Source organism: Azospirillum sp., from assembly GCF_050789165.1.
Map to the genome: position 1 here is coordinate 57,153 of NZ_JBOZRT010000030.1, position 25,532 is coordinate 82,684.

Here is a 25,532-nt window from a genome sequence, read left to right on the forward strand (position 1 = left end):
ACATTTATAGTGTAACCTGCCATTAGCGATGAGGCAACATCAAAAATGCCACCTGACACCAAAAAATCCGTCCAAGCCGATCAATGTCGTGCGGCGCGAGCGCTGCTCGGTTGGTCGCAGGACGATCTCGAACGCGAAGCCGGGGTGGCAAAGAAGACCATCGCGGATTTCGAGCGTGGCGCTAGAACCCCCTATCCGCGCACCCTCGCCGACATTCGCAGCGCGTTTGAGCGTGCTGGGCTTGAGGTGATTGATCCCAATGGCGGCGGTGCTGGCGTGCGCTGGCGAGAAAACCCGGCCAATGGAGGAGCGAATGAGCAACCTGCATGAGAAGCCGATGCGCGAGCGGTTGGCGCGGTGGGTCCGGTCCTCGGCTCCAGCCGTCGTTTCGGGTGCAACGATGCCCGAAGAGGTGGTTGATGCCCTGCTCGACGTGATGCTCTCGGCTCCCGACGGCTCGTTGATCTACGAAGCCGGCCGCGGGGAGCTGCCGTCGAGAAGCGCCGAGGAGGCGAAAGCCGTCTTCGTCGCTATGATTGAGGCCATCAAAGCGGGCGCTTCATGAGCCGTACCCCTCCCATAGCCATCGGCGACCGCTTCGTCCGCGTCGGCCAGCCCGACAAGGTGTTTGTCGTCACTGCACTCCGGGATAAGCCGGGGTTCCCGCCTCATGTGGAACTACGGCTGCAAGGGGATGGCGGCCCGATCCTGCTCGGCGTCTCGGCGCTGACCGACCGCAGCCTTTATCAGCGGGTACAGCTGTGAAGCCAATTCCCTCCAACATCCAGGTCGAAGAGACTGGCCCTCAGAAGTTCATGCTGACGGTGACGTTCGACGGCCAGCGCTTCGAGTGCGGTACCTACATCAGCCGGCCGGCGGCCATGCAGGCAGGACGGCTGTTCGTCCAGCGCAAGGAAGGCGAGGCAGCCGGATCGCGCACCCGGCCGAAGCGCGGGAGGGGGTGAGGGCGTGGGGTCCACCTCCGAAGACGACGGCGGGGGCGGCGTGACTGACCGGAGCCACGCAGATTGGTCGAGCCTGATGGCCGAACTGAAAGCCGCGACGGGCGCCGATGCGGCGCTCGATCAGGCCATCGCCGAAGCGTTCCAGGCGCCACCCGCCGACTACACCGAGTCCGTGGAGCGTTGCCGCGCTCTGGTGGTGTCGGTCCTGCCGGGCTGGCACCTGCATCTCGGCTACGGCGTGTCCGGCATCCTCCCCTATGCCGAACTCAGCAACGGCGACCAGCGGCACGTGGCCGAGGCGCCCACGGTACCCTTGGCGGTCCTGCGGGCGCTGGTGGCGAGCCGGGAGAACGACACCGTTTGAAGGCCCACGATTGCCGGTTCACCGTCAGGCGGCGCGGGAAATCGCCTCAATGGACATTCGGAGTTGGTCCGCCTTCCCGCCACGAATGACATATTGGAAGTGACGCTGGCGCCGCTCTGGTTCCGGACGCAGTCGAGGCGCCTTCGGCCGCTTCGCTGGAGCCTCCGCGGCGCCACCTGCGAGTGGCAGTTCTCCCTGTGCCGGAAGCGGCGGCAATCGGTTGAAATGGAAGCGAAACTGGCGCTCGTCCTCGACACGGGGACGGCGCCGCACCGGCGGACGTTGCGCAACAGCCCGTTCAAGGTTGAGGGCGAGCAGACGGGCGAGCACCTCCTCGTCCGCAAGATCCGCCGGCCAGCCGTAGGCGGCAGCCACCGCCGCGTCCAAGTCCGCGTGCGCTGCCCGCAGCCAGTCGGGCATGGTGTTGTAGAGGTTGGTCAGTGTTCGGGCCTTCAGTGCCGCGGCAGCCTTGGTGTTGCGCGGGACGATGCGATCAGGAAAGCCGGGCATCACCTCCGGCACCCGCTCCACGAGATCGGAGGGATTGAGCCACGCCTCGCGCAGGTCGTTCAGCCGCCGAGCAGCCTCGGCGATGGCCCGTGCCTGTGGTTCGCCAGCATAGGCGGCGGCCGGACGGTCAAGTGTCAGCCCATCGGGGAAGGGGAAGGTTTCGAAGGTCGTCGAGGGCGTGTAACGAGGATCGTTGCCTTTCCCCAACCAAGTGCATTGCCGCAGCGACCACAGCTCGTGGAAGCGGCTATGTAGGATGCCGAACGTAGTGTCGTCATCGCGGGCAAAGACGATGAGCTGACAATCCGGAACTAAAATATGATCGAGCCATGTGAACAGCCTGTGCTTCGCAACACGTGCGGTCGCAATGAACCGCGGCAATCCAATAAGTGCTGATCGCATTTGTGGTCTAGGCTTGACGAAGTGCCACCATTTTGGTGCGTATGCCGCCCGTGGATTGCAAAGCCGCCGCTCACGCTCGACAGATCGAAGATGCTCGAACGGCATCTCGTAGAGCGCCGCCTCACGTTCGCCCAAGCTGACACCGAAGTCGATGATCCAGCGGTCACGCGGCCGACGTGTGATATCGAGGCCATTGACCCAGGGACGAACTACGTCGGCGTTCCGGCGTCCGTTCGGGTTGATGGGCTGGTCAAGCATTCTGCGCGCCGTCGCGCCATCGATGTCAAACGCACCGCCCTTTGTGGTCGCCATGAATGCGATCCCGCGGTTCTCGGTCAGCCGCTTTGCCGTGGTCAAGTCTGCCGCCCCGCCGGTCAGGTCGGAAAAGATCTCCGTTACGGCTTGGCCGTTCATCCGCGGGGTCTCGCTAGAGCCCTTTTGACCGAAGCAGATCAGCGACACCCGCACCGCGGCGCCATCCTGTTCCCAGGGCTCGTCCGGCCACGCTTCGAAGATTGTGCCGGTGTCGCGGATGCGGTCGAGCACCGCCCGGTTGGCGCCGCCGCGGATCGAGTTGGTGGCGACCAATCCGGCACGCTGGACAGTGGCGTCGGCGATCATCGAGCGTGCCTTCTCGAACCAATAGCAAACGAGGTCAGCGGCGTCTGGCACGCGGTCACCGTAGACGGAGCGGATGCGCGTTGTCTCGCCCTCGCCAAGAGCACGCAGCATCGCCTTGTTTCCAAGGAAGGGTGGGTTGCCGATGATCACGTCGGCCACCGGCCACGGCGCTTCTGCGCCGAACTCGGTCAACAGTGCGTTGCGGTACTCCACCGTCTCAAGAGGCTTCAGCACTGGGTTCCTGGGCAGCGGAGCACCGTGGCGATGGCGCCACTGGATCTCGCCGATCCAGACCGAGGCGCGGGCCAGTTCCACCGCCAGGGGATTGACCTCGATACCCTTCACCGCCTCCGGCCCGATCAGCGCGAAGGCGCGTCCGAAGCCCATCGCCTCGCCCTGCACCAGCACTTCGTGCTCTAGGTCCTTCAGCGCCATCAGCGCGAGATAGAGGAAGTTGCCGGAGCCGCAGGCGGGGTCTAGCACGCGGAATGTTCGCAACCGCTCCAGATAGGCGTTGTAGGAGGCCTCGGCCAAGCGCCGGGCGCGGCGCTGTCCGGTCAAGGTGCCGGCGGCGCGTTCGGCGTCAAGATGGCGGCGGATCTCCGCCTGCTCCTTCTCCCAGGCCCCGCGCAGCGGGCGGATCACTACCGGTTCGATTAGCCGGCGGATGATCGCGGCAGGGGTGTAGTAGATGCCGACAGCACCCAGCGACCGGCCGGCGGCGTCACGCTGCTCGATGGCACGGGCCAACTCGCCGCGCCGCTCCGGGGTCAGGCCGCGCTCAAACAGCGTGCCCATGATCGCCGGGTCGATGTCCGACCAGTCAAGCGTCGCCGCCTCCTGCACCGCGGCGATGTCGGCCGCGTCCAGCGGCAGGGCGGTGGCGTCGTCGAACAGACCGCCATTGAACCACTGCACCTCCTCGAAGCCAACCTCGCCGCCGGACTTCATCGCCGCGAACAGCTGCGCTGCCCGGTCGGCGAAGCGGTCGGGGTGCTGGGCGGCACTGTCCAGCATGCGCGAGAACAGGCGGTTGTGCAGCAGCCCCACGCTTTCGGCGAACATGCAGAAGACAAGGCGGATCAGGAAGTGCGCCACCTCGCCAGGCGCATGGCCGCGGCGTTCTAGCCGGGTGGCCAGCGCGGCGAAGCGTGCCGCAGCTTCCGCTGTCAGCGCCTCGCGCGTGCGGGTCGGGCGCAGCCGGTCAGGCTCGCAGAACGCCCATTTTAGGATCAGCCGCTTAGCCGGGTCGAGAAGGTCGGCCGGGCCGATCTCGTGCACCTCGGACACGACGTACGTCCAGTTAGTGTGCACGCGAAAGTGACGCAGGTCGCAGGTGATCAGCAATGGCGGGTTGCCGAGCGCCGGGGCGTAGCGTTGAAGCTGGGCGAACGCTTTGTCGAGGTCTTCGCCGGGGCTCTTGTACTCCCAGGCGAAGCGATCTTTGCGCCAGACGTCGGCCCATCCTGGCCGACCGCCGACCTGCGCCACCCGCCGTTCGAAGCAGTAGGTCTCACCGGTGGGGTCGGCGTTCGTTGGCGTTGGCTCATCAAGAAGCCGGCAGAGGTCGGCAAAATGATCGTGAGCCGCCTGCTTTTCGTTGAGGGTCGATGTCCCCCACTTGCCGACGAACTCTTCTGGCGTCATGGCAACCAGCCCTCCGAATACGGCGCTGAGAGTGCGATGACTAAAGATGCTCAAGAGTTCGCCGGGCGGGCGTCAAGGCCGGGCTCAAGGACACTATATATCGGAAAAATTACGGTCATATGCTACCATAAGGAGACTGAAATGAAATCGGCCCAGCATAATTGAGAGTAAAAAGCGAGCGACTCGGAGCTTAATGGGTTATTGGTTGCGGCGTATCCCGCTATGGGTGTGGAGGCAGCCTTGCGCGCCGCCATTGTATAATTCATCCTGTTGGAGTGGGCGGAGACCGCGTCGGTTAGCTCAGCCCCACAGGATCCGGAGGCCACGTTGTCTAAGATCTCTGGCAAGCCAACCTTGCGACCGAAGCCGGGCGTTTCGCCCAAGCCGGCTGGAACGTTCCTCGAAGATCGCGATCTGCTGTCGTGGCCAGAGTTCCAGGCGTTCTATCGAGATGTCGCGAAGCAGGGAGCGCCCGTCGCGACGTTCAAGGTGGCCAGCGGTCAAACCTTCGATGTCGTTTGCGCCCGCCGGCCCGTTGATCCGCCCGACGATGACGACGAACGGGCAGCGCTGGGCATGGGGTATGAAATCCTGCTGATGTTCGGAGCCATCGCCCAAGACGACGGTCACTGCTACGCCGCTCTCGGCCTCTACGTCTCGGACAATCTGCAGACCGTGCGCGAAAAGAGCCTGGAGGTGGACGTGAACCACAGGCGTCGCCGCATCGGCGGTGGGCTGTTCGCTGCGGCGGTGCGGAGCGTGGAGGCGCAACTCGGGAAGTCGCTGGCGCTGAGCAACGTCTTCTCGCCGGCCGGCAAGCAGTTCGCCGAATGGGCGCGGACGTCGGGCATTATTTGATGCGTCGGGGGGGCTATGGTCGGGGCGCCCCCTTCCAACCTACCGGAGGGCGGCAGGCGGGCTTCTCAGTGCAATCGGCCTTAGGACATTCACAGGCTGGAAACCGGCAGTCGTCACCGTTTACGGCTGTCGCATCGACGGCCATCTGATAGCGGGTTCCGTGCATCAGCTTCGGCCCCCGCGTGCTGCAGCGCTCGTACTGTTCCACCATGCTGCGAAGCTTCGCCAGCAAACCCCGCTGGGCATCGACGTCCGTGCTCATGCCTGCCTCCGCGACCGTGGGTTCAAGGGAGGTCGGGGTGGGCTTGTTCGGGATCCAGCATGCAGCAGGTGTAGCGCCTCGATCTGTGGAGATGCCTCGTTCTGTGATGAGCGTTTCTTTACCCCAAGCCCACGTCGCCGGCCGCCAGCGGCTCCATGAAGTGCTCATGCTGCGCGTGGTCGAGTGTCGCGCCGATCAGCCACGCCAACTCGTCGGCCTGCGCCTGGTCAAGCGGATAGCTGCCGATGGCCTCTGGATCGGTCGCTGGCACGTTGGCGATTGCCGCAGCTCGCCACACTGAGGTGCGCGGGATCGGGTAGCTAACCGCCATGCCGTCGGTGGAGCGGTGGTATCCAGTAAGCCGATGTTCCATGCGGTCCTCCTGAGGCGCCTGGGAGCGCCAACCGACTATGATCCTCACGCAACGGAGCGCCTCGGCGTAGTCGGCGATGCCCGGTGCATACCGGCGCAGTTCGGCCACGGCGGGCCACTCCCCGCGCTCGCTGTAGACCTGCTGAATGATGGCGGCTTCTTCGGGCGTGACCATGAACATGGCGGGGAAGCTATCACAAGAAGGCCGGCGGATGTGCGCCAGCATTGTGGTAGCCGCCAGGAATGCGCCCTTGTCCTCTGTATCGCGTGGTATGCGTCTTAACGGCTACGACCACGCTTCCGACTCCACCCCTCTCGGTTATCGGCGCATACTCGCCCATGGGCTGCGCTGGTGCGCGGCTTTACGCATCAGCGCTGTGTGGGTGAATGGCGGAGGTGGCGATGCGGTGCATCTTGGCTGTTACGGCACTTGTTGTGCTGGCCGGATGCCAAGGTGCGGGCTACACACCGGGCGATATCTACTCGTTCGACTGCTCGGCTTCGCCAATCAAGAGCAGTTGGTCGAACGCCTACACTCCGAGCTACGAGCAGTGCTACCGCGCAACATTCGGCGGCATCGACACGGCTGGGCACGGGTACGTGCACCCGTTCCAGATCCCCGGAGGGGATGCGGTCATCGTCTACTCGGAGGCGTCGCCGGGTACGTACCTGACCCAGCGAGACCCGCAGAACGTCGCGAGCATGAGCAAGACCATAGCCGATGGCGCGAGCAACTGGTCGCGACCCTATCGGATGACGGCCGGCGAGAAGCCGTACAGCTTCGCGAACTTCCAAATGGACAGCCGCCCCTGCATCGCGTTCGTCGGGTATGACGCGCCGGCGGGCTGGGCGCCAGGTTTCCGCAGAATGGTCAGCGGCTATGCATGCGCGAACCGATTGAAGCAGGAAGACGCCGTGCGGCTGCTGGAGAGCATGAGCTACGACGTGGCGCGGACCACCAGCGCCGAGCTGAGGCCCTTTACCCCTCCGCCTCCCAAAGCGCCCAAGACTCCTCAGCCGTCGGTCGTCGCCCCCGCCAGCGCCACCCTGTCGCCGTCCATCGACCAGCGCCTGACCGCCCTGAAGGATCTTCACGAACGCAAGCTGATCACGTCGGCCGAGTACGAGGCGAAGCGCAAGGAGATCCTGGACAAACTGTGACGGATTGAAGGGCGGACGGCTTGCCCACTCTGGCGCCGTTAGGGGAACTTGCCCCCGCTGACTGATCCCGCTCCGAACAACTGCTTCAGTTCATCAATCATGGGGCGCCCCGGAGGAGACGGCGGTAAGGGCGCCGCCGGAGTGCGCAGACGAAGCGTGCGGTTGAGGGTATCAAACAGGGAAGAGTCCCCTCCACCCGATGGGGACCCCTGGTCGGCGCCACCAGCTGGGGCATCGTTTGACGCTTGCTCGCCTGTCATCGCCTCAAGGCCACTGGTGAGCCAGCCACCAAGCGTTGCCGCGACTGCCGGGCCATGGGTGGCCACTAGGCCGAGCGCCGGGTTGATGGCGCCGAGCACCGTAGAGGCGAAGTTCCTACCGTCGAACTTGTTGGCCAGAGTGACGGTAAGGGCCTGCTTCGGATCGGTGAGGAAGGCCGCCAAGCTGCCTGCCGTCTGCGGCCCCATGCTGCCGTAGACCCCATCGCGCGCTTCGGTCGTGGGGGCATTCAAGCCGATGGCGGCGTTGGCGCTCATGCTGCCTACACCAGGGTCGCCCATGCCCCAGCCGCCGCCGTAGTCGGCGTTGGCGCCCGTCGTGTTGCCGGCGTTCGCCGTGCCCGTCGCCGCGTTGGCGCTGCCAACGCCAGCCATGCCGCCGGAGTTGTCGCCGTCGCCATCGCCGCCGTCGCTTTCTCCGCCCGCGCCCCCTTCTCCTCCTTCACCGCCATCGTCGAAGTGCGGTAGCCCCGTTACCGGATCTGGTCTGCCGCTGCCGCCGGCCTCCAGCAGCATCCGATATTCCTGCGGGTTGATGTGCGCCAGGATGGTATCTTGGCCGCCCATGCTGTTCTGCTGGCCGAGCGCCTGGAGGATCTGCGCGAACGCGCGCATATCCGGCTGTTGCTCCGCCCCCGCCCCGAACAGCGCAGCAAGATCGCTTCCGTACATGCCCTGCGCCTCGGCTCCAGTCGAAGCAGCTGTAGGCCCCATGTATGGCATGCTCTGAGGGTCGGCTCCCATAAGAGCGGCCAAGTCGGAGTGCGGTTGCATGAAGCCCATCGCGGCATTCCCTTCCGGTCAGCGGACAATCGCCCGTCAATCAGGCGGAGTTCGCTAAATTATACCATGGTTATTCGTGCTTGAAAAGTAACTGCTTCTTGATAAATGGCGGAACTGAACGGAATTGTTTGAATAACGGTGCTGTGATGTATTTTGTCTGCCGACGGATACCAGACCTGTGAGAAAAGATATCGTCACTTTTCCTAGAAATGCTGAAAATACGCGGTTGTTGCGGCGCGTCTTGATTGCGCATACGGTGACTGTTGGGCATAATGTCTGACGTATGTCGGACAATGGACTGTGACGATGCCTGATAGTGATCGCTGGACAGTGCGCGGGGTGTCTCCGCTGGCGCGTCAGCGTGCGACGGCAGCGGCCCGGGCGGCACGCATGCCTGTGGGCTCATGGTTGGTCGCGGTCATTGCGAACGCGGCGGCATTGGCGCCCGGCGGTGGGGATCTGGCTGAGCGGATGGCGCGTCTGGAAGACGACGTGTCGGTCCTGAAGCGTCGGGTGCGGGGGCGCTGATGGCTGCTGAAAAATCAGCCGGGAAGCAGCGTGGACGCCCATTCCAGAAAGGCCAATCGGGCAACCCGGCTGGCAAGCCCAAAGGCACCCGTCACAAGGCGACGCTGGCTGCTGAGGCGCTGCTTGACGGTGAGGCGGAGATGATCACTCGGAAGGCCATCGACATGGCGAAGGAAGGCGACAGCGTGGCGCTACGCCTAGTGCTGGAGCGGGTGCTGCCGCCACGAAAGGAGCGGCCCGTGGCCTTCCAGATGCCAGTGATGAACGCCGCAGAGGACGCAGCGAAGGCGATGGCGGCGCTCGTGGCTGCCGTCGCCGCTGGTGATCTCACGCCAACGGAAGGGTCGGCACTGGCCGGCATGGTCGAGACCTTCCGGCGGACCCTGGAAACCACAGAATTGGAGCGGCGCTTGGCCGCGTTGGAAGCGAGGACGGACAATGCATAGGAACATGCTGGGTCGGTTGAGCCGGCTTGAAGGGCAGCGCGGGCGCGCTGGTGATCTCACCGAGTGGTCTGATGGAGCGGGCGGAACCGTCCTACTCTCGCAGGATCAGCTCCGCGTCCATATCGGAGATTTGCAGGGGATGGGGCGCCCGCGCCCTGGCTGCCACGCGCATAGCGTGGCTGTGCAGGGAGGTGCTGCGTCATGAGGCTTCGGGAGCGGCTTGCAAAGCTGGAGGCGGCACACACGACTGTTCCGACCGCGGAAGAGAGCCTTTTCGCTCTGGAGCGGCTGACGAGCCCGCCGGCCGGCTACACCGACACGGACAGGCGTATGGATGAGGCGTCGTTGCGAGCCTGGGAAGCTGCGGCGATAGCGGCAGGGCTCGGCTGAACGCGACAGCCGGAGAGTTCCGCGACCAGTACGCGCGTGAAGGCGGCGGCCGTACACCGCGCTTCCTAGGCATGTCCAATCTGGTAGGAGCCCCTGGCGTCCATTGCTTGCCCGAGAATGTGCCCGCGGAACAGGATCGCTGCCACCCACGTCCGCGCCGTATCTGCCGGGACACCTTGCTTGGTGAGCTTTTCGGCAAGCCGAATGCTGTAGATGCGCATTGCCGCAACCGTGGCCGGCTCCGACAGTCCGCGCACCATGCGAGCGTAAGTGTTGGCGGCCTCTTCAAACGGGATGAGGGTAGGTGTGCCGGCATCTCGGTATTGCTGGGCTTCGGCGATGGCTTCGGCTGCGGTGGTATCTACTACCTCCGGCCCCAATGGCATGATCAGAGGCCCGAACTTCGGTGCAAACGTGGCGGCAAGCAAAGGGGCGTACCGCTCAATATCGCCTCGCACGTCGGCGACGGTCCAGGGGCCGCCGCGCAGCGCCAGTTGAGCGGCGACGTAGAGGCGCAGGCAGTGGAGGTGCTGAGCTGTGCCGAGGTTGGCGTGAGTCATCGTTTTTCGATCCCTTAGTTCGTCGCCCAGGTCATGCGTCGGCGCGCTGCCGCAATGAGGTCTCCGGCGAGGTTGAGAGCGCGGAGCGGGGACAGTTCAACCGCGGTCGCGTCGCCGTTCTGGGCGAAGATCCCGAGCGCCAGCGGCTCGCCGTCCACGTCACGCACCCGGAGCCGGGCCTGCGTCGGGTCGGGCTGGTCGATCCGGTCGGCGTCGATGGCGTCAATGCCGGTCTGAACGTCAGCGAGGATGCGGAGGAAACCCGGCGCGAGGTGATCGCCTAGCGCGATCTCGCCAATGATGGCGCTGCGCTCCTCCTCCAGGCGGCGGCGCAAATCCGCAACGACTGCGGGTACGGTGGTCATGCTGCTGAACTCCTCGGGGTATCGGCCTGTAGGCGGGCGAGGCAGGAAAGGATGTTCCGGCGGTTTCGAGATGGGATCGCGACCAGTTCAGCCCATGCCCGGCGGTCGGCCTCTCCGCTGGCGTCCGCCTCGGCCGCTGCTAGTGCGCGGGTGAAGGGGTGTTTCGCCCCGGCGAAGCATTGGCTGAATGCACGGAGCGCTCGCAGCCGCGCCAGCCGTTCGGCAGGGTCCAGGCCCGGCGCCCACGGGCCGAAGGACTCCGGGGAGGTGAGGGTGTCAGCCTGCATGGCTCATCCCCTCCGCCACCGCAGCGGCGTGGCACTTGGTACTGTCGAACGCTGTCCGCATCATGGAACGAACCGCATCCCATCCACCGACCGGCCAACCGCGCGCATCCATGTCGAGTTCGCCCCGCTCACCGCGGGAGGTCAGCTCCTCGGCGGCGTCCTCGTAGCCGTTGGCGAGGCACCGCGACACCTCGTGGAGGTCGCCCATGGTCATGGTGGCTTTACCGCGGGGCCGGTTCTGGCACGCCCAAGCACGGCGGAAGATCACGGCACGCCGCGCGCTCACCGCGGCCCATGCCTCGCCGTTCCATAGGGCCGCTGCCCACGCGGGGAGTTCGTCGGGGGTGAGGCAGAAGCTTACCGCCAGCGCGGCGGCGTCGTAGCTGCCAGCCGGCGGAGCCTTGACGCCGTACCGCTCCGACAGCTTGGCGTCCAGAGCAGCGCGGTTGAGTTGGCGCACCTCATCGGCGTAGCGGTGGGCGGCTTCCTCCCGCTCGCGCTCTGCCGCCAGCCGTTCCAGCTGGTGAGCGGCCTTGAGCAACGTACGGCGCCCCCCCTCAACCTCTTCGCACGCGGTGGCGAGTTCGGCCACGGTGGGGAGGAAGCGGCAACGGCGGGACACAATGCGCCGGGCTTCGCGGAGCACGTCAGCGGGCCAGTTGCACGCCTCGCCGTTCAGCGCTGCCAAGTAGATTGCCGGGTTGGCTGGGGCGGTAGGGTACGAGCCTACGAGTGCCATAACCTCCGACTGCGCTTCGCGCTCGGCGGCGCTGGGCGCCGCAAGGGCGGTCGTAATCTCTTCCTGGATCACGGCGAGGGTCGCGGTGGGGATTAGGTGCGCAGGCTCACGGCCGGTCTCGGAGAAGGCCAGCAAGTCGGCTTCGTGCTTCCTGGTGACGGTCAGAAGATCGGAGCGGGTGGCGACGGCGCGCGGCGCCGCAACGGCAATGGCGTTCACTTGAACATCTCCCGGAAATGAGCGGCGGCGGGGTCGTCGGAGAAGACCTTGGCGGCGGCGTCCATCACGTTCGGCTTGCCGGTGGGGTAATGGCGCGGCGCGGCATGGGTGGGGCCGGCGTCGTCAAGCCAGCACTCGTCCCGAAGCCAGTTGTTCGGCTTCTTGATGTATTGGCGGGGCGTTCCCTCCGTCTCGACACGGGCGGCGTAGCGCATGATGCCGGCCAGCAGATCGGCGGCACTCGCCTTCTTGCGGGCCTTCAGGTAGGCGGTGCGGGCGGCCGCAGGGGCTTCCTTGCGAGGGGCCTGCGCATACCACACCTGAAACTCCGCCTCGATGTCGGCCGCTTCTGCCTTGGGCTTGGCTGCGCGCTTCTTCGTCTCAAGCGGGATCACCACGCTATCGCCGAACAGCCCATGTTTACCCTCACTATTCCCTGACGATTGTTTATTACTATTTGGCGGCACGTGGTGCCGGGGGGTGGCGGCACGCGGTGCCGGGGTTCCCGGCATGGTGTGCCGGGCGGCGTGCTGTGCCGGGCGGCACGTGGTGCCGGGGGTGGAAAGCGCTTTAAGGTCTATGCGGTACTCACGCGCACGGTGGCGGCCTGGGTCCTCATCAGCCACCTTCACCAGCACACCCACGGCCTCCAGGTCGCGGAAGGAGTTGCGAACCGTCCTCACACCGATGCCGCAGTCAGTCGCTACTCGCCCGATGGTCGGATAGATCCCGGTGCCGTCGTCGCTGGCAAAGCATGCCAACCTGGCGAGCACGTACTTGGTCAACCCTTCTATCTCGCGGGGGCTGTTCCACACCTTTTCCAGCACCGACACGCTCATGCGCCGGTCCTCCGGTCCAGGTTCTCGAACGTCTGGCGGCGCCCGTCGAAGAACAGTCGGGCGGTACCGATCTCGCCTTGACGGTTCTTCGCAACGATCACCTCGCCGACGTTGCGGGCGGCGTCGCGCTGGGCCTCCCACGCGCTGTATCGGTCGTTGAACTTGCCAACCGCCTCGTCCGGCCGGCGCTGGGGCTCGCTGCGTTCCAGGTAGTATTCGGGCCGATAAACGAACATCACCACGTCCGCATCCTGCTCGATGGCGCCGCTGTCGCGCAGGTCCGAGAGTTGGGGGCGCTTGTCCTCCCGCGACTCCACGGCGCGCGAGAGCTGGCACAGCAGCAGGACCGGGATTTCCAGTTCCTTGGCGGTCTCCTTGAGTGCCTTCGTCACCTCCTCGACCTGATGCACCTTGTTCGCGGTCGCGCCGGACGGAGACACCAAGCCGAGGTAATCGACCGTCAGCAGACCAAGCCCATGCTTCCGCTTGTGGGCGCGAGCGCGGGCGCGGATCTGCCCAGCGGTCAACCCGCCTTCGTCGTCCACCGTCAGGCGCAATCCCGCATAGTGCTGCTGGGCGGCCTCCAGTTCGGCGAGCTGCGACGGGTGCAGGGGACGGCGCTGGTCCTGCATGCTGATGCCGGTGCGGCGGGCGTAGAGGCGCAACCCGAGCTGCGCGCGGCTCATTTCGAGCGACTGGAACCGGGTCTCGTGTCCCTGCGACGCGGCGTTGACGGTCATCGTCAGCGCCAGCGCCGTTTTGCCCATGGACGGGCGTCCGGCAAGAATGATGAGGTCGGCCGGCTGCAACCCGCCGGTGAGCCGGTCCAGGTCGGCTAGGCCGGTGGCAACCCCAGAGACACCGTTAACCGCGGCCTGGGCGCGCTGGATCGTGTCCCACGCGGCGGCTAGGGTGGCCTTCAGGTCGGCGGCCTTGCGGTGGCTGCTGCCGGCCTCCAGGATCTCGGCAAGCGCTCCCTCGGCCTGGGCCACGATTGCCGTAGCGCTGGCGTCCAGGTCGGTGCGGCGGGCTTCCGCGCTGAGCCAGGCGGCGAACTCGACAAGCTGCCGGCGGTGGCGCAGTTCCCGGACGCGCTGGGCATAGTGCGGGGCCTCCGAAGCCGTCACATACGCTTCGTGAAGGCTCACCAGATACTTGCGCGGACCCCCGTCCGGAGCGAACACCGGAGCGTCGCTCAACGCATCCACGACGGTCAGATAATTGACCGGCTTGCCGGCCTCGGCGAGTTCCAGCGCCACGGCGAACACCGCGCCGTGGTCAGGGTCGTGGAAGTCCTCCGGGCTCACCTTGCCGATCACCCGGTTGATCGCGCCGGGGCTGAACAGAAGGCAGCCTAACAACGCCTGCTCGATCTGCTCGTTGTGGGGAAGGTCGTGCGGGGTCATCGCGGCGCCCTCGTGTTGATCGTCTCGGCAATGTCCTCCAGGCGGTTGGCGATGCGGCGTGCCTCGGCCTGCTGGTGGCGCGGCAGTGCGTCCACGTAGGCGTACAGGTCTTCCACAATGCCGAAGAGGAGTTGCAATGGCGTCGGCTTCCGGGGTGGCGTGCGGTGGATCGGCCGGGCGCCGAAGGTGGGGCGAATGATTGTCCCGGTCATGCCATACCAACCGCGCCGATGCCGGCCAACTCGGCGACCATGCGCGCGGTTGACACTGAGAAGCCAAACCGCTGGCGTAGCATCCGAATTGCGATATGTTGCGACAACGGATGAATTTCGGTATCTTCGGCCTGTTCCACTCGCTGCCCGAAGATCACCGCCACCGCCGGGGCTCCGACCCCCCGGCGGTATGGCATTTTCCTGGCCATGAGCTTACGCAGCCTCCGTGGTGGGGAGGCCGTGCACGTAGGCCTTCAAGCTATCGAACAAGACGAGGGTAGTCTTGCCCTGCTTACGGATCTGGATAGCGCCGGCTTGGATGCCCCGGTACAGGCCAGAGCGCGACAAACCGGAGACTTGGACAGCGACCGGGACGCGGACGGCGATGGGTTCGATAACGCTGTCGCGGGGAAAAGGGGTGATAACCGGCTGAGCGGTCAGCGTGGCGGTGGACGCCGATGACAGGGCGTTGTGCTTCATATGCCGCATCTCCATCTTGTCCCCGTAGACGGCGGGGGATGTTGGTGATGGAGACAGTGAGCCCTATGAAATGGTGAGCATGATATTTGCCAACTATTGGGCATCTTATTGGAGCATGTATTGGTACACATGCTCCAATACGGGATAGTCAGGCCTCAAGGGACCGCTTCATCAACACGTTGATCCGTCGCCGCAGCGACTGCAATCGGCCTTCTGACGCCCTTTCTCCCCCAACCTGACGTGCGATTTCTGACTTGTTGACAGGCTCGCCACGTGGCCATTCGGCCAGGATAGCTAGGATTGCATCGTCGTCTCGTCCTCCTCCGGGGTTTCCCGCCGTGCGAACCGAAAGTCCGGTTAGGTCTACGTTTTGGTGTGCGTGATGCCCAGAGCCATTACCTGCATCGGGATCTGTGCTCGAAGACGAGGCTGACCCGGCATGGGGCTGTTGGGTGCCAGACGTTTCGTTGCGCCAAACGGTCACGTTGCGATATGTGGCCCCGTCGTCGGCTACAGCGGTATTTCTAGGCAGGTTTGGAACCGTGAGCCCGCGCCATGTCGCGCGCTCGATGGGGCCGGGGAGCGCGGCGCCCATGGCGCCTGTGCACGCGGACAGCAGTTCACCAGAGCGGAGCATGCCGAGAGCACGGCGTTGCAACTCGATTATGGTCCGGTACCGTTCTCGGAGCACGGCGTCACGGTGCGCGCGTGCCGGCGCTGAAAGCGTAGCTGGCATGGGTTTCGCGCCAATTCCGTCAGGGGTGGTCAGTTCGCCCAAGGCAGTTGTCGCTGCGTCGGTGAACCGCGCATCAATGTAGGCGAGGGCTTCGGGCGTCGCGGCGAGGCGCCAAGCGTATTCGAGGGGAAGTGCATCCTCTTCAGTGTCCCCACTCGGGTACTCAAAAGCGCGTCCGCTTGGCCGGGTGCAAAGGGGCCATCGCTCCATGACGGACGAAGGGCTGAGGTGAACGCCGAACCATTCGCGCCGGCCGGCGATGATATGGCCGGGGTCTCGCGCATCAACGGCAGCAGTCAGCCAGACTTCCGAGGGGATGGTTTCAAGCGTTGCGGTGGTATCGTCCTCCGGGCGCCCCATGGCGCGTAGTTCTCCCCTGATCAGGGAATTGTCCAGATCTCGGGCGGCGTCGGCGTACGCGCGTTCTGCAGCCTTGATCGCTTCTGAGGGGGGATCTGTCTTGTAGACGGCGGCTGCGGCCTCCCGGATAGTGCGTGGGAAGGTGGGTAGAGTGAATGTAACCAGACCGGACCGCCGAAAATCAGGATTGGCCATATAGCGGCGCTGGTCCTCGGTTGCGGTGTTGCAGCCTCCCCACGCGATGTAGGCACAAGCGTCCTGCCTGCTCCATCGGTCATGCAGGACGGCTGTAGTTACTGGCTCATCTTTGGACACGCGCGCCTCCGCTCGGTCGCTCCGCAAGGTGGGATCGGCGCGGCGGGGAAGGTGCGGTGCCTCCGGTTCCCTGCGTCCAGGTAGCCGCGCCGACATCATGTGCCCGCCGTCGCGGGCAGCGTTCAACGGTTCAGGCTGGACACCTTCGTCTCCTCCACGATGCCGAGCGGCGTGAAGGCTCGGATGCTGTCGCGGATGTAGGAGCGCGATAGGTGGCCATAGTGCTTCTCGACCATGCGAGTGTCCGCGTGCCCGAGGTTCTTGGCAACGACCATCAGTGGCACCCCGTCCATGACCATCAGCGAGGCATAGGTGTGGCGGAGGATGTGGAACGATGCCGCCGGTTTGATCTTGCCGGCCGTGCAGGCTTCCCGGATCGGTCGCTGCTGGTAGTCGCGGCGCCAGCGCGTGCCGTTCTCGCGGGTCAGGATCGGCTCGTCACCGGCCTTGCCGGCCACCGCTGTCTTGAAGAACTTCACGCCCTCGTCGGTCAGCTCGATGTGGCGCGCCTTCCCGGCCTTGGAGGCGCGCACCAGCACCGTGCCGGCGTCGGGGTTGAAGTCGGCGGCCTGCAGCGCGGCCAACTCACTGTAGCGCGCGCCGGTCAGCAGGGCGGCCTGCACCAGCTTGCGGAAATCCGGAGGGCTGGCGTTCACTAGCCTGGTGCACTCGGCGCGGGCGAGATAACGGACGCGCGCCGCATCGGCCTCGCGGTACGGCTTCACCTTCCGCCACGCCTCGTCCGAGGTCACGCCCGTCTCGTCGGAGTGCTGCCACGCATGGTTCAGCGCGGCCTTCAGGACGTTAAGGGTCCGGTTGGCGGTGGCCCGGCGACGGCGGATCGCTTCGGGGTCGTTGGTGTCGATCTTGCGCGCTTTCTGCTCCGTGGCGGTCTTCTTCGTGCGCAGGCGCGGCGGGGCGGCGGCGACACCGTCCAGCCACTCCTTCAGCTTCTTGGCGGTCAGTCGCTTCACCTCAAGGTCGCCGAGTTGCGGCAAGATCAGCGCGTTGATGCGGGTCTCGGTCTCCTTGGCCGACTTTCCTCCGCGGTGCCGGTAGTCGTCCAGGTAGTCGGCCATGCACCGTTGGACCGTGTAGGGCAGGGCAGGGTCTGGTTCGCCGGCCGCTTGCCGTGCGGCGCGTTCGGCCGCCTCCTTCTCCTCACGCGCCCGCCGCTCGAACCACTCACGCGCCTTGGCCTGCGCCTGGGCGAAGCTCAACACCTCGACGCCGTCGGCATCCCGGATATCGTCCGCGGTGCCAAGCTTGGCCTCCTCGTACTTCCCGGCGCCGAGGAAGCGGCGAGCGGTCCAGGAGCCGCCGCGGGCGCCCTTGTAGTAGCCGAGATGCCGGCCTGGATCGATCTGGCGGTAATAGGGCTTCTTCGCCACCGCCAGCTTGGCCCGCGCGGCGCGCGTGCCGAGGTTGGCGTCTTGAACCGTGCGGGCCATCGGCTTCCCCAACTTCCCCAACTCTTCCCCAATATACAGTTGGGGAAGTTCGGGGACAATGGGGGATGGAACACTTCACGAACTATAGGGTTTGTAACGGGTACAGCCATCCCTCGCCGTCTCCGGATGTGGCAAGAATATGGCGTAGTGACCCTTTCACGGCGGCGACAGGGGTTCGAATCCCCTTGGGGACGCCACTTCCTCCGTGGTTTTGGTCCACGGACGGCCCGACCTCCGACATCGACGGATAATCAAGCGGCACGCCCAGCGGCGATGCCGCTCGACGCGTTTGCGCGTCCGTCTCGGCGCGCGCAACTACCGTGCGCGTGGTCCGGCGCGAGGCTCCGCGCCCGGCGCCCGCGCGCCGTCCCGCGCCGCCGCGCAAACCCCTCACCCCTCGGTGGACAGGACTTCCCCGCACCGCGCCAGGTCTCGCGCCACGCGGGCGCAGCGCGCACGCTGCGCCCCGGCCCGTGCCCGATCCGGAGCGTCGACGCATCACCGGCGCCCCGATCCCACCCCGCCGCCCCCGAGCAACCGGACCACCGGTCACGCCATGGCGGCCGGCGGCCCGGGCGCCATGGCGCTAGCGGTCACCGCCCCAACGGATGCGGGGCCTTTTGGAGTGATGCGGACAGGAGAGCGTCATGAAGACTATAGGCAAGCCGTCCGGAGCCGGGCCGACGCCCGCACCCGAGGTGGTGGTGACGCGGCCCGCGCCACGCGGCGCGGGACCGGCGGCCCGCGCCGAACGACCCACGCCGATCGCCCCGGAGTCGTTGCCGTCCGGCGTTCAGCGCCGCGGCGACGGGCAATACCGGGCGCGCAAGGTGCTCGACGGGGTGCGCTTCGGCCGGACCTTCGCCACCGCGCGCGACGCGGAGGACTGGCTCAAGGCGGTCGAGGTCGACCATCGCCGCGGCGTGTTCCAGGACCGCCGGGAGGCGGAACGGACCACCCTGGGGGAGATTCTCAAACGCTACGCGACCGAGCAGCTTGGCGACGGATCGGAGAAGCTGGGCGCCATCGAGGAGCGGACCGGGCATCTGCCGACGGTCCTCGCGGATCCGGTGTGCCGGGTCACCATGGCCAACCTGCAGAAGACGCATGTTGCGGCGTTTCGTGACCGCATGGCGCGCGCCGGCTACGCGAAGGGCACGATCGTGCGCCGGCTCAACCTGCTCGCCACCATCATCGGCCACGCGATGCGGGAGTGGGGCATCAACATAGCGAGCAACCCCGCGACCGCGGGCGTGGTTCGCCGGCCCCGCTTCGCCGACCGCAAGCGCGAGCGGTGTTTGGTCGGTGACGAGGAGGCGCGGCTCGTCGCCGCGGCGGAACGCTCCCGTCATCGCTGGGACGCCCCGCTGATCCGCTGGGGCATCGCGCAGGGCATGCGGCTGGGGGAATCAACCGCCCTGATCTGGGAGGACCTCGACGAGGAGCGGCGGACCGTGCGCGTGTATGGCCGGCACCGCCGGGGCACCAAGGGTGGCGAGCGCGTCGAGGTGCGGCCCCTGATGCCCGAGGCCCTGGAGATCCTGCGGCACCTCCCGCGTGGTGGCGCCAAGGACCGCGTCTTCCCGACCGACCCCAAGGCCTTCACCGTCCGTTTCCGTCGTCTGGTGCAGGCCTTGGGCGTCGCTGATCTGCGCTACCACGACCTGCGGCATGAGGCGACGACCCGTCTGGCGCGCCGGTTTCCCAACCCCCTCGATTTGATGCGCGTCACCGGTCATAAGGACCTGAAAAGCCTGCGGCGATACTACAACGTCGATGCGGCGGAGCTCGCCGCGCGGGCGGCGGAGGGCGCCCCCTCGGCTGGGTGCCGCACGGGGGCGCGTGCGCGCCGCTTCCACAGCGTCGCGGTTCCGCGGCCGCGGGGCGCCGGCGGACCGCAGCGCGGTGCGCCGGCGCTACCGCATTGTGCGCGCGGCGGGCGCACGCTATGGACGACCGCGGCCGTGATGTCGCCGACCCTCACCCCACGCGTGCGCCTCGCCTGGAGAGCTTCGTGCCTTTTCTTCCCGTTGACGACCTCGACACACCCGGCGGGCGCTTGTGGGCGCAGATCTGGGTCATCTCCTGCATCACTTGGTCCCGCACGGCGCGCAAGCGGTCGATGCGCGGGCGCAGCACGGCCGAACGCTGGGGGACCGCTAGGGATGAGCGGGCGCGGCGCGACTTTCACATCGTCCTGGCCACCACCATGCGCGGCCTTGTCGAGGAGGCTGGCCGGCCGCTGACGCTCTGGAGCAAACATCCGTGGTCCGACATCGACGCGCGGATCGGCCGGGAGATCGACCAGGCGACCATCGCGACCTGGTTTCAGGAGAAGGGTGGGTTCCTCGGCGTGGCGGACGCGCCGTCGCGCGCGGCGCTCAACATGCTGCGCCACCAGCGCTTCGGCAAGTCGTTCGCCGCCGGCTTGATCATGACCCTGCTGTTGCGCATGCATGTCCATCACCGCTCGGTGTTGCGGGGCGGCAGCAGCGTTGGCAAGGCGATCAGCATCCTGACGGAGTTCGACCTGCCGCACGTGCCGAGCAGCGCCAAAGCCCTCTGGACGGCGTGGCGCGAGCATGGCCACGCCGCGCATCTCTGCGCGGCCTTCGCCGACACCTTCCTGTCGACGGTCGCGCGCAACAACGCCACGGTTGGAATGGATCCGGCGGCGACCGCGGACGCCATCATCGGTGACCTGGTCCACGCGACCTACGCGGATATCGAAGAGTTTCTGTCGCTGGCGCTGCTGTATCAGAATTTCGGCCTACACACCGTGCCGAACGCGCGAGATTGGTCCTGGCTCGATGAGAGCGCAATCTGGCGCGTTCCGCAGACTGGTCAGGTTCGCCCGCTTCGTTGGCGACCGCGGCCGCTTCCGCCCAAGCTGCTGCAAGTGGCAATGGAGAAGCAGGAGTGGCACGCCGAGGACGTGGCAGCGCGGCGCAAGAAGGCCGATTACCAGAGCTGGGGCGTCGAAGACATGTGACGCGGGTGCAGTGTGGGCCGCGCTCGGATTGTCGCGCTGACGAGCCGACGGCCTCGCCGTGCCCTCGCTAGGGCAGCAGGAGGCTGAGCACCTCCAAGCCGCCATTCACGTTGCCTGGGTCAAGCGGGTATCGGTCCTGCGGCTGCAGCAGGTTGAGGTACGCGGCGGGGGTCGTTCCAAACATCCCTTCCTCGTCGCGTGTGTAGGCTTTGTAGCAGTAGCCGTTCGACACAAGCACCACCCGGCATGACGGGAACTGCCTTGCGTAGCCTCGGGCCTGCTCGGGCGCGTAGTCGAGACCCTGGCTGAAGCCCTTCGTCTCGATGATGAGCGCGCATTCGTCCTGCCCGTTGCCCCGAAACGGGCGCAGGAAGCACGCGAGATCCGCGCGCCCGGTCCCTGGCACCGGCAGTTCAATCTTGATCTGTTGCTCGGCCCATCCGAGAGCCAGGAGCAGCGGTACGATCAGAAACGTCCTCGTCTCGTGCTCTCGGACCTGCGCCCAATCGAGATTGTCGTAGTAGTAGCTGGCCAGAAGGCGGATGCGGTTAAGGGCGACCGTCAGTTCTTCGGCCGCGCCGGGGCGCAGCCCACTGCGAATCAGAAAGCGCAGGATCGTCGTGTCCTCAACGTCCTTGGTGGGACCGGGCTCTGGGACCGGCGGCGGCGCCTTCGGGGCGCTTGAGAGGATCTGGTCGGCAACATCCCGGATGGTGCGCTGGTGGACACGCTGGATCGTCGTCCGTGTCAGACCGCTCACCGGTACCGGCTGGGTCGGGACGCGCCAGTTGACATGGCAGTACGCCTCCAGGTTCCAGCCGTCGAAGTCGCACAGCCAAGCCTTGTCACCAATCCCGGAATGCTGACCGTTCCGCGCCACGACCTCCCCGACGGCCAGGATCTCGGACATCCCGCGCTTCAAGATCACGACGTCGCCAGGCTGGACCTCCGTCATCGTCCGGCAGTGCCCCTGACCACCGACGAACGCCATCCCGAAACGGAGGAAGGCGTCGGCGTAGGTCCGGCCCTCAGAGCCGGCAGCGATCTGCCAGTAGCTCCGGTTGTGCCCCAACGGAGCCAATGGCGCCACGGGAACTGGCGCTGGTGCGAGAGCCGTGGTCAACTGCGTGCTCCTCGGGGAATGTGGCGGACACTGGGGAGGGTGTGCGGTTCAATTGCCCATGTTACTCGCTACGGCATCATTTGGAACGGCCATGCCGCATGCCTCAACCGTCCCGATCCTGCCGTCATCAGCGGAGCACCAGCTGCCGGTCCTTCGCGCGTAGACGGTGACGGGTGCTCTGCGCAAGGTTGGCGTCGGCGGCCACCACACGCAGCCGCGCGCTCCGGTGATGGTAGCCACACCACTGCGCTTCGATGGCCTTGTCCACGAAGCGCGTGCGCGTCTGGCCGTCGGCGGGCGCGTCCATCATGCTTGGCTTGATCGCGATGCTGTTGGCCGACAGGAACGTTTCGACCAGCACCTGGAAAGTCATCGGCGGTGCGTGGTCCACGTGCGCCTCACTGGGGCTGATCCTCGCGCCCATTGCGGCACAGCGCACTCGGCCGCCAGCACGGCGTGCAGCAGTGCCGCGTCGGTGCCGGCGATCGTCGCGCCGGGCACGGCGCTGTTGAGGATGCCGCGCAACCGCTCGACGGCGGCGGCCTGGGTGGGGAAGGTCTCCGTCCCCAGCGTGATGGGTGACTTGCGGGTCATGGTCGAGGTTCCTTCGGGCCCTCAGGTCGACGCATCGGCCGGCGGGACGTTGGCGTCCTGCGTGATGTCGGATTCTGGCACGATGGACGGGGCTTCCGGCACAGCGGGTTTTGGCACGCTGGCGCTCCAGCGCGCGAGCAGCTGGCGCTTCTGGTCCTGGTTGGCCTTCTTCTCGGCATCCAGCCAAGCCCGAAACGACGTGGAGATCTCTTGGGCGCTGACGGCAAGCCGGTCCAGGAACGTCGAGCGGTCCTTGGGGCGGCTGAAGAACCCGTCCTCCAGCGGAAGGTTGACCGCCGCCTCCAGCAGGGCGCCGATAGTGCCCTCATCGGCCGCGATGTATCCCGGTCTGAAGTCCTGGACGATGGCGTCCAGACCCTCCCGCGTGAGGATGTCGGCCGGCGCCGCCATCAGGGCCCCCAGCCCGCTGCGGGTCAGGCGCTCGATCTCCTCGAGATCGTACCAGTCCAGGCTGTACCGGGGATCGGGCTTGAATCCCTGGAGATCCAGGGGGCGTTCGGGGGCGATCCGGTATTCGAGGTCGCGTTTGGCCCAGTTGTGTCCATTTGGGTAGTCCGGATAGCCTGAGGACACGTCCGGCATGTTGAGGCTCATGTTGAGCAGCGTGCCAACGACCGCAGGCCCGCGGTTCAAACGGGCGTGCATGTTGTTGGCCGCCATGACCAGAACGTAGGGAAAGCGGAGCAGGTAGGGCTCGGGCACTTCGTTCCGGTGCGACACGCCGATTGCCAGGGTGACGTGCTTGCCGAATGCGATCTCCGCCGGCTCCCAGTCACGGCCGCGGCGACGCATCGTACCGCGGACACGGTCGAAGATCTGGATGAACAGCGGCACCGATGGCCAAGTGGTTGTCTCGTGGCGCGGCTGATGACTGTCGCTGTAGGTCCAGCGATCGTCGTAGTATTCAACACCATGCCGGCGCATGTCGGCGAAGCACGCCATCAGATCGTACTCGCGGGAGATGCTGCCGACAGCCTCGCGGATCAGGTCGTAGAGCCAGTCGGAGACGTTCTCCTCCGGTGCCGGCGTCGTGCGCACCCGCGGGTCGAGGCTGGTGCCGTCCACCAGGTCGAGCACGGCGCGATCGGTGTCGAAGCGGCCGAGTTGGGCGGCGGCTTCGGCCAATCGGAGGTATTGCCAAGCCTGCTGGCTGAGATCACCAAGGATGGCTGGCGTTGTCTCGCCGCGGACCACGTACTTTGACAGGACGGCCGATGACGCCGTGTTTCGGATGCCGGCCCGCTGTACGATTTCGCCCGGCTTGGCCCCATGCTGCTTGGCCGTATCGATGAGAACGGCAAGGTTGCGGGCAAGACGCTCGCGGGACTGGAGAGCCTTGACCTTCTCGTGCTTGAGAATGGCGCGGGCCTCGTCGGCGAGACCACGATCGACTTGGGCCTCGCGCTCGGTGAGGCTCGCCTGCTTCTGCGTCGGCCCCACCGCCGAGGTGTCGGCCGGTTGCTTATGGGTGTCGTTGCTCATGACGAAGATCCTTACGGACGGCGGCGCTGCTGGCCAGGACGGGGGCAATTGGAGCGACGGGAACCGGGACGGCCCCGCGAGCCAGAACCGCAGTACCGACGACCGCGGCGGGCTGCAGGTGCATGACGGTGCGCACCGCGCCGTCGGCGGCGATCACCACCGCCAGTCGGCGCAGCCGCTCCAACTCTTGCCGGTTGACCCCTGCGGCGACCAGCTCAGCCAAGCCTTCGCGGCTCACGGTGAGGCAGACGGAGCCGTCGCCAACGGGCACCACTCGGTCGGCGAATTCGATGTGACGTTCCAGGCGGGGTCCGGGGACCCCGCGCTGCTGGAGACGTCTGCTGGCGTGTTTGGTGACGTGCATGGTGGAGGAGTTCCCTCGTGCTGATGCGGCCCATCGCCGCTGACCTGGAACATAAGCTCCCCCATCGCGAAGCACGTTACACGATCTGCCAAGACTACAGCAGAAACGAGAGTAAGCTGAGCCGCCTAATGCGGGCAAGCCAGCCGCCACGGTCCGGGTATTCATGACCGCACATTTCCGCCAAGCCGTTCGCGGGGTTCCGAGTAATATCAGGCGCACTGGCGAAGAAGGTGCCACCGGTAAGCTCAGGTTCTACAAAGATGCTACATCCAGACAGGTGACGCTTGGCGGAGCCGGCGTTTGGCGGACCGCGAACCCGCGCCGCTGGCGCAATACCGCCGGTGCTCGCTGCGGATTGTCAGGATCGCGAAAGTCCTCACCGCCCTGTGGTGAGGACTTTCCCAGCTGTGTGCCGGAATCGCGTTGAACGCCGGACTGGATCATGTTCATCCGTACGGCACGAGCACTAACGCGATACGGCTGGTGACGAGGCAGAACGCATCAGCAGGAGCTTATGAGGTGTCGTTCTCTTTTTTGCTTGATGCTGTCGGGTACCTAAAATGCGGGTTCTGCTAATTGCTTGGGGAGAGAGCATCGCCTTGTGGAAAGCGCCCGAGAGAGACTCTGGGGGGCAACTCGCAGTAGGTGGCCGCCCCGTCTTCTCCGCAGCTTTGGCCATTCTGCACGGCCATGCGGTCATTGGGCCCAGTAGACGCGCTTCGCGGGCATCGAGCACCAAGCTGGCGCCGGTCGGCACGGCGCTGCCCGCGAGGCCGCCGGTAACACGCTTTTTTCTCCGGAGGGAACCCCCGCGCGGTGGCTGCTTCTCGACTTCGGCTAACCCATTGTACTTTCAAGGAGTTATATGGCGCTGGTAACGCAAGTTATTTAAGGATACATCCAGCTCTATCTCGTTCATCAGCTACGCGACGATCTGAATATTTTCAATACATTACGAGGCAATGTGTTACCGAATGAGGTTACAACGCCGCGGCTGTGTTACCGGGTGGAGAAAATCGGCTCCATTTTTGGCAGAACAGGGCCCTCTCGTCGGAGAGCCAAATTCCGCTGTTTTGCGGCACAATTGCGCCGAAAAACCGCATCAACCCTCGTGTTATGCCTGTGCTGGGTGTGTGTCGACACATATGGCGGCACACACCCAGCACAGGCGTCCAATGGCTGTGTTTTTGTGCCCATCTATCTGTTTTTCTTTAGAAAACAGGATGACGCACAGAGGATCAGAGCTGTGTCGTGCTCTGTGTCGATCGGTGTGTTCCGCTGTGTCAGTTGGACTGTGTCGGTCTTGACCTGCCCCCCTGAACCCGCTCCAGCCCCTATGTGAAGGCTGGGCACTCAGGAGGAGGAAGGAATGGCCCGTCGGAAGCGGCATACCCCCGAGC

Annotated in this window: 28 protein-coding genes; 10 read left to right on the plus strand and 18 right to left on the minus strand. The window is 65.8% G+C overall.

What is annotated here, in order from left to right; translation table 11 throughout:
• The first annotated feature begins 45 nt into the window (after positions 1-45).
• The 5 genes from ACRWK7_RS06070 to ACRWK7_RS06090 all read left to right on the plus strand — a co-directional run bounded on the left by ACRWK7_RS06070 (position 46) and on the right by ACRWK7_RS06090 (position 1,329).
• Positions 46-330, plus strand: coding sequence for a helix-turn-helix domain-containing protein (locus tag ACRWK7_RS06070; RefSeq protein WP_431855300.1), 285 nt, complete (start codon positions 46-48; stop codon positions 328-330).
• Positions 314-565 (plus strand): hypothetical protein, encoded by a 252-nt coding sequence (locus ACRWK7_RS06075; RefSeq protein WP_431855301.1) that lies wholly within the window; start codon positions 314-316, stop codon positions 563-565. Before ACRWK7_RS06070 ends, ACRWK7_RS06075 begins: the two co-directional genes overlap by 17 nt.
• Positions 562-765, plus strand: a complete 204-nt coding sequence (locus tag ACRWK7_RS06080) for a hypothetical protein (RefSeq protein ID WP_431855302.1) — start codon at positions 562-564, stop codon at positions 763-765. Before ACRWK7_RS06075 ends, ACRWK7_RS06080 begins: the two co-directional genes overlap by 4 nt.
• A gap of 50 nt (positions 766-815) precedes the next feature.
• Entirely contained in the window at positions 816-965 is a 150-nt protein-coding gene (locus tag ACRWK7_RS06085) for a hypothetical protein (RefSeq protein ID WP_431855303.1), read from the plus strand.
• 76 nt (positions 966-1,041) lie between these two features.
• On the plus strand, positions 1,042-1,329 hold the full coding sequence (locus ACRWK7_RS06090) for a hypothetical protein (RefSeq protein ID WP_431855304.1): 288 nt from the start codon (positions 1,042-1,044) through the stop codon (positions 1,327-1,329).
• A 24-nt stretch (positions 1,330-1,353) separates the two neighbouring features.
• On the opposite strand, the gene ACRWK7_RS06095 is transcribed toward ACRWK7_RS06090, so the two are convergent.
• A complete protein-coding gene (locus ACRWK7_RS06095; RefSeq protein ID WP_431855305.1) occupies positions 1,354-4,509 on the minus strand; it encodes a class I SAM-dependent DNA methyltransferase in 3,156 nt (1,051 codons plus the stop codon).
• Positions 4,510-4,836: 327 nt separating this feature from the next.
• On the opposite strand from ACRWK7_RS06095, the gene ACRWK7_RS06100 reads away from it, so the two are divergent.
• A complete protein-coding gene (locus ACRWK7_RS06100; protein WP_431855306.1) occupies positions 4,837-5,367 on the plus strand; it encodes a hypothetical protein in 531 nt (176 codons plus the stop codon).
• 380 nt (positions 5,368-5,747) lie between these two features.
• Here ACRWK7_RS06100 and ACRWK7_RS06105 read toward each other — a convergent pair whose 3' ends face one another.
• Positions 5,748-6,227 (minus strand): DUF7683 domain-containing protein, encoded by a 480-nt coding sequence (locus ACRWK7_RS06105; RefSeq protein WP_431855307.1) that lies wholly within the window; start codon positions 6,225-6,227, stop codon positions 5,748-5,750.
• A gap of 176 nt (positions 6,228-6,403) precedes the next feature.
• Here ACRWK7_RS06105 and ACRWK7_RS06110 point away from each other — a divergent pair, with 176 nt between their 5' ends.
• Positions 6,404-7,162, plus strand: a complete 759-nt coding sequence (locus ACRWK7_RS06110; RefSeq protein WP_431855308.1) for an SHOCT domain-containing protein — start codon at positions 6,404-6,406, stop codon at positions 7,160-7,162.
• Positions 7,163-7,200: 38 nt separating this feature from the next.
• On the opposite strand, the gene ACRWK7_RS06115 is transcribed toward ACRWK7_RS06110, so the two are convergent.
• Positions 7,201-8,112 carry a hypothetical protein gene (locus ACRWK7_RS06115; protein ID WP_431855309.1) on the minus strand — a complete coding sequence of 304 codons (912 nt, stop codon included), beginning with the start codon at positions 8,110-8,112 and terminating at the stop codon, positions 7,201-7,203.
• Positions 8,113-8,750: 638 nt separating this feature from the next.
• Between ACRWK7_RS06115 and ACRWK7_RS06120 the strand changes: the two genes are divergently transcribed.
• Positions 8,751-9,197 carry a DUF5681 domain-containing protein gene (locus ACRWK7_RS06120; protein ID WP_431855310.1) on the plus strand — a complete coding sequence of 149 codons (447 nt, stop codon included), beginning with the start codon at positions 8,751-8,753 and terminating at the stop codon, positions 9,195-9,197.
• 455 nt (positions 9,198-9,652) lie between these two features.
• Here the strand turns inward: ACRWK7_RS06120 and ACRWK7_RS06125 are convergent, their stop codons facing one another.
• From ACRWK7_RS06125 to ACRWK7_RS06170, 10 genes are all read right to left on the minus strand, one after another.
• Positions 9,653-10,147 (minus strand): hypothetical protein, encoded by a 495-nt coding sequence (locus tag ACRWK7_RS06125; protein ID WP_431855311.1) that lies wholly within the window; start codon positions 10,145-10,147, stop codon positions 9,653-9,655.
• 14 nt (positions 10,148-10,161) lie between these two features.
• Positions 10,162-10,512, minus strand: a complete 351-nt coding sequence (locus ACRWK7_RS06130; RefSeq protein ID WP_431855312.1) for a hypothetical protein — start codon at positions 10,510-10,512, stop codon at positions 10,162-10,164.
• A gap of 276 nt (positions 10,513-10,788) precedes the next feature.
• Positions 10,789-11,757: a hypothetical protein gene (locus ACRWK7_RS06135; protein WP_431855313.1), complete on the minus strand. Its 969-nt coding sequence runs from the start codon at positions 11,755-11,757 to the stop codon at positions 10,789-10,791.
• Positions 11,754-12,596 carry a hypothetical protein gene (locus ACRWK7_RS06140; RefSeq protein WP_431855314.1) on the minus strand — a complete coding sequence of 281 codons (843 nt, stop codon included), beginning with the start codon at positions 12,594-12,596 and terminating at the stop codon, positions 11,754-11,756. Before ACRWK7_RS06140 ends, ACRWK7_RS06135 begins: the two co-directional genes overlap by 4 nt.
• The gene (gene dnaB, locus ACRWK7_RS06145; protein WP_431855315.1) at positions 12,593-14,002 is read right to left on the minus strand and encodes a replicative DNA helicase; all 1,410 of its coding nucleotides are present in this window, start codon (positions 14,000-14,002) and stop codon (positions 12,593-12,595) included. The genes ACRWK7_RS06140 and dnaB overlap by 4 nt, the downstream gene beginning before the upstream one ends.
• On the minus strand, positions 13,999-14,214 hold the full coding sequence (locus tag ACRWK7_RS06150; protein WP_431855316.1) for a hypothetical protein: 216 nt from the start codon (positions 14,212-14,214) through the stop codon (positions 13,999-14,001). Before ACRWK7_RS06150 ends, dnaB begins: the two co-directional genes overlap by 4 nt.
• Positions 14,211-14,378: a hypothetical protein gene (locus ACRWK7_RS06155; protein WP_431855317.1), complete on the minus strand. Its 168-nt coding sequence runs from the start codon at positions 14,376-14,378 to the stop codon at positions 14,211-14,213. Before ACRWK7_RS06155 ends, ACRWK7_RS06150 begins: the two co-directional genes overlap by 4 nt.
• 49 nt (positions 14,379-14,427) lie before the next feature.
• Positions 14,428-14,694 carry a hypothetical protein gene (locus tag ACRWK7_RS06160; RefSeq protein ID WP_431855318.1) on the minus strand — a complete coding sequence of 89 codons (267 nt, stop codon included), beginning with the start codon at positions 14,692-14,694 and terminating at the stop codon, positions 14,428-14,430.
• Positions 14,695-14,842: 148 nt separating this feature from the next.
• Positions 14,843-16,105 carry a hypothetical protein gene (locus tag ACRWK7_RS06165; RefSeq protein WP_431855319.1) on the minus strand — a complete coding sequence of 421 codons (1,263 nt, stop codon included), beginning with the start codon at positions 16,103-16,105 and terminating at the stop codon, positions 14,843-14,845.
• A 122-nt stretch (positions 16,106-16,227) separates the two neighbouring features.
• Positions 16,228-17,556 (minus strand): tyrosine-type recombinase/integrase, encoded by a 1,329-nt coding sequence (locus tag ACRWK7_RS06170; RefSeq protein ID WP_431855320.1) that lies wholly within the window; start codon positions 17,554-17,556, stop codon positions 16,228-16,230.
• A gap of 647 nt (positions 17,557-18,203) precedes the next feature.
• On the opposite strand from ACRWK7_RS06170, the gene ACRWK7_RS06175 reads away from it, so the two are divergent.
• Both ACRWK7_RS06175 and ACRWK7_RS06180 read left to right on the plus strand, forming a co-directional pair.
• Entirely contained in the window at positions 18,204-19,802 is a 1,599-nt protein-coding gene (locus tag ACRWK7_RS06175) for a tyrosine-type recombinase/integrase (protein WP_431855321.1), read from the plus strand.
• Positions 19,766-20,548, plus strand: a complete 783-nt coding sequence (locus ACRWK7_RS06180) for a hypothetical protein (RefSeq protein ID WP_431855323.1) — start codon at positions 19,766-19,768, stop codon at positions 20,546-20,548. The genes ACRWK7_RS06175 and ACRWK7_RS06180 overlap by 37 nt, the downstream gene beginning before the upstream one ends.
• Positions 20,549-20,615: 67 nt before the next feature.
• Here the strand turns inward: ACRWK7_RS06180 and ACRWK7_RS06185 are convergent, their stop codons facing one another.
• From ACRWK7_RS06185 to ACRWK7_RS06205, 5 genes are all read right to left on the minus strand, one after another.
• A complete protein-coding gene (locus ACRWK7_RS06185) occupies positions 20,616-21,671 on the minus strand; it encodes a hypothetical protein (protein WP_431855324.1) in 1,056 nt (351 codons plus the stop codon).
• Positions 21,672-21,798: 127 nt separating this feature from the next.
• Positions 21,799-22,062 (minus strand): hypothetical protein, encoded by a 264-nt coding sequence (locus tag ACRWK7_RS06190; RefSeq protein WP_431855325.1) that lies wholly within the window; start codon positions 22,060-22,062, stop codon positions 21,799-21,801.
• Entirely contained in the window at positions 22,041-22,265 is a 225-nt protein-coding gene (locus tag ACRWK7_RS06195) for a hypothetical protein (RefSeq protein WP_431855326.1), read from the minus strand. Before ACRWK7_RS06195 ends, ACRWK7_RS06190 begins: the two co-directional genes overlap by 22 nt.
• Positions 22,266-22,286: 21 nt before the next feature.
• Complete coding sequence (locus ACRWK7_RS06200) at positions 22,287-23,768, minus strand: hypothetical protein (RefSeq protein WP_431855327.1); 1,482 nt, start codon at positions 23,766-23,768, stop codon at positions 22,287-22,289.
• On the minus strand, positions 23,749-24,132 hold the full coding sequence (locus tag ACRWK7_RS06205; protein WP_431855328.1) for a hypothetical protein: 384 nt from the start codon (positions 24,130-24,132) through the stop codon (positions 23,749-23,751). Before ACRWK7_RS06205 ends, ACRWK7_RS06200 begins: the two co-directional genes overlap by 20 nt.
• Positions 24,133-25,532 lie beyond the last annotated feature (1,400 nt).

Coding starts and splice junctions, on each gene's coding strand:
- ACRWK7_RS06070 (WP_431855300.1), top strand. CDS start 46: ATGCCACCTGACACCAAAAAATCCGTCCAAGCCGATCAATGTCGTGCG.
- ACRWK7_RS06075 (WP_431855301.1), top strand. CDS start 314: ATGAGCAACCTGCATGAGAAGCCGATGCGCGAGCGGTTGGCGCGGTGG.
- ACRWK7_RS06080 (WP_431855302.1), top strand. CDS start 562: ATGAGCCGTACCCCTCCCATAGCCATCGGCGACCGCTTCGTCCGCGTC.
- ACRWK7_RS06085 (WP_431855303.1), top strand. CDS start 816: ATGCTGACGGTGACGTTCGACGGCCAGCGCTTCGAGTGCGGTACCTAC.
- ACRWK7_RS06090 (WP_431855304.1), top strand. CDS start 1,042: ATGGCCGAACTGAAAGCCGCGACGGGCGCCGATGCGGCGCTCGATCAG.
- ACRWK7_RS06095 (WP_431855305.1), bottom strand. CDS start 4,509: ATGACGCCAGAAGAGTTCGTCGGCAAGTGGGGGACATCGACCCTCAAC.
- ACRWK7_RS06105 (WP_431855307.1), bottom strand. CDS start 6,227: ATGCTGGCGCACATCCGCCGGCCTTCTTGTGATAGCTTCCCCGCCATG.
- ACRWK7_RS06110 (WP_431855308.1), top strand. CDS start 6,404: ATGCGGTGCATCTTGGCTGTTACGGCACTTGTTGTGCTGGCCGGATGC.
- ACRWK7_RS06115 (WP_431855309.1), bottom strand. CDS start 8,112: ATGTACGGAAGCGATCTTGCTGCGCTGTTCGGGGCGGGGGCGGAGCAA.
- ACRWK7_RS06120 (WP_431855310.1), top strand. CDS start 8,751: ATGGCTGCTGAAAAATCAGCCGGGAAGCAGCGTGGACGCCCATTCCAG.
- ACRWK7_RS06125 (WP_431855311.1), bottom strand. CDS start 10,147: ATGACTCACGCCAACCTCGGCACAGCTCAGCACCTCCACTGCCTGCGC.
- ACRWK7_RS06130 (WP_431855312.1), bottom strand. CDS start 10,512: ATGACCACCGTACCCGCAGTCGTTGCGGATTTGCGCCGCCGCCTGGAG.
- ACRWK7_RS06140 (WP_431855314.1), bottom strand. CDS start 12,596: ATGAGCGTGTCGGTGCTGGAAAAGGTGTGGAACAGCCCCCGCGAGATA.
- dnaB (WP_431855315.1), bottom strand. CDS start 14,002: ATGACCCCGCACGACCTTCCCCACAACGAGCAGATCGAGCAGGCGTTG.
- ACRWK7_RS06150 (WP_431855316.1), bottom strand. CDS start 14,214: ATGACCGGGACAATCATTCGCCCCACCTTCGGCGCCCGGCCGATCCAC.
- ACRWK7_RS06160 (WP_431855318.1), bottom strand. CDS start 14,694: ATGAAGCACAACGCCCTGTCATCGGCGTCCACCGCCACGCTGACCGCT.
- ACRWK7_RS06170 (WP_431855320.1), bottom strand. CDS start 17,556: ATGGCCCGCACGGTTCAAGACGCCAACCTCGGCACGCGCGCCGCGCGG.
- ACRWK7_RS06175 (WP_431855321.1), top strand. CDS start 18,204: ATGAAGACTATAGGCAAGCCGTCCGGAGCCGGGCCGACGCCCGCACCC.
- ACRWK7_RS06180 (WP_431855323.1), top strand. CDS start 19,766: ATGCGCGGCCTTGTCGAGGAGGCTGGCCGGCCGCTGACGCTCTGGAGC.
- ACRWK7_RS06195 (WP_431855326.1), bottom strand. CDS start 22,265: ATGACCCGCAAGTCACCCATCACGCTGGGGACGGAGACCTTCCCCACC.
- ACRWK7_RS06200 (WP_431855327.1), bottom strand. CDS start 23,768: ATGAGCAACGACACCCATAAGCAACCGGCCGACACCTCGGCGGTGGGG.
- ACRWK7_RS06205 (WP_431855328.1), bottom strand. CDS start 24,132: ATGCACGTCACCAAACACGCCAGCAGACGTCTCCAGCAGCGCGGGGTC.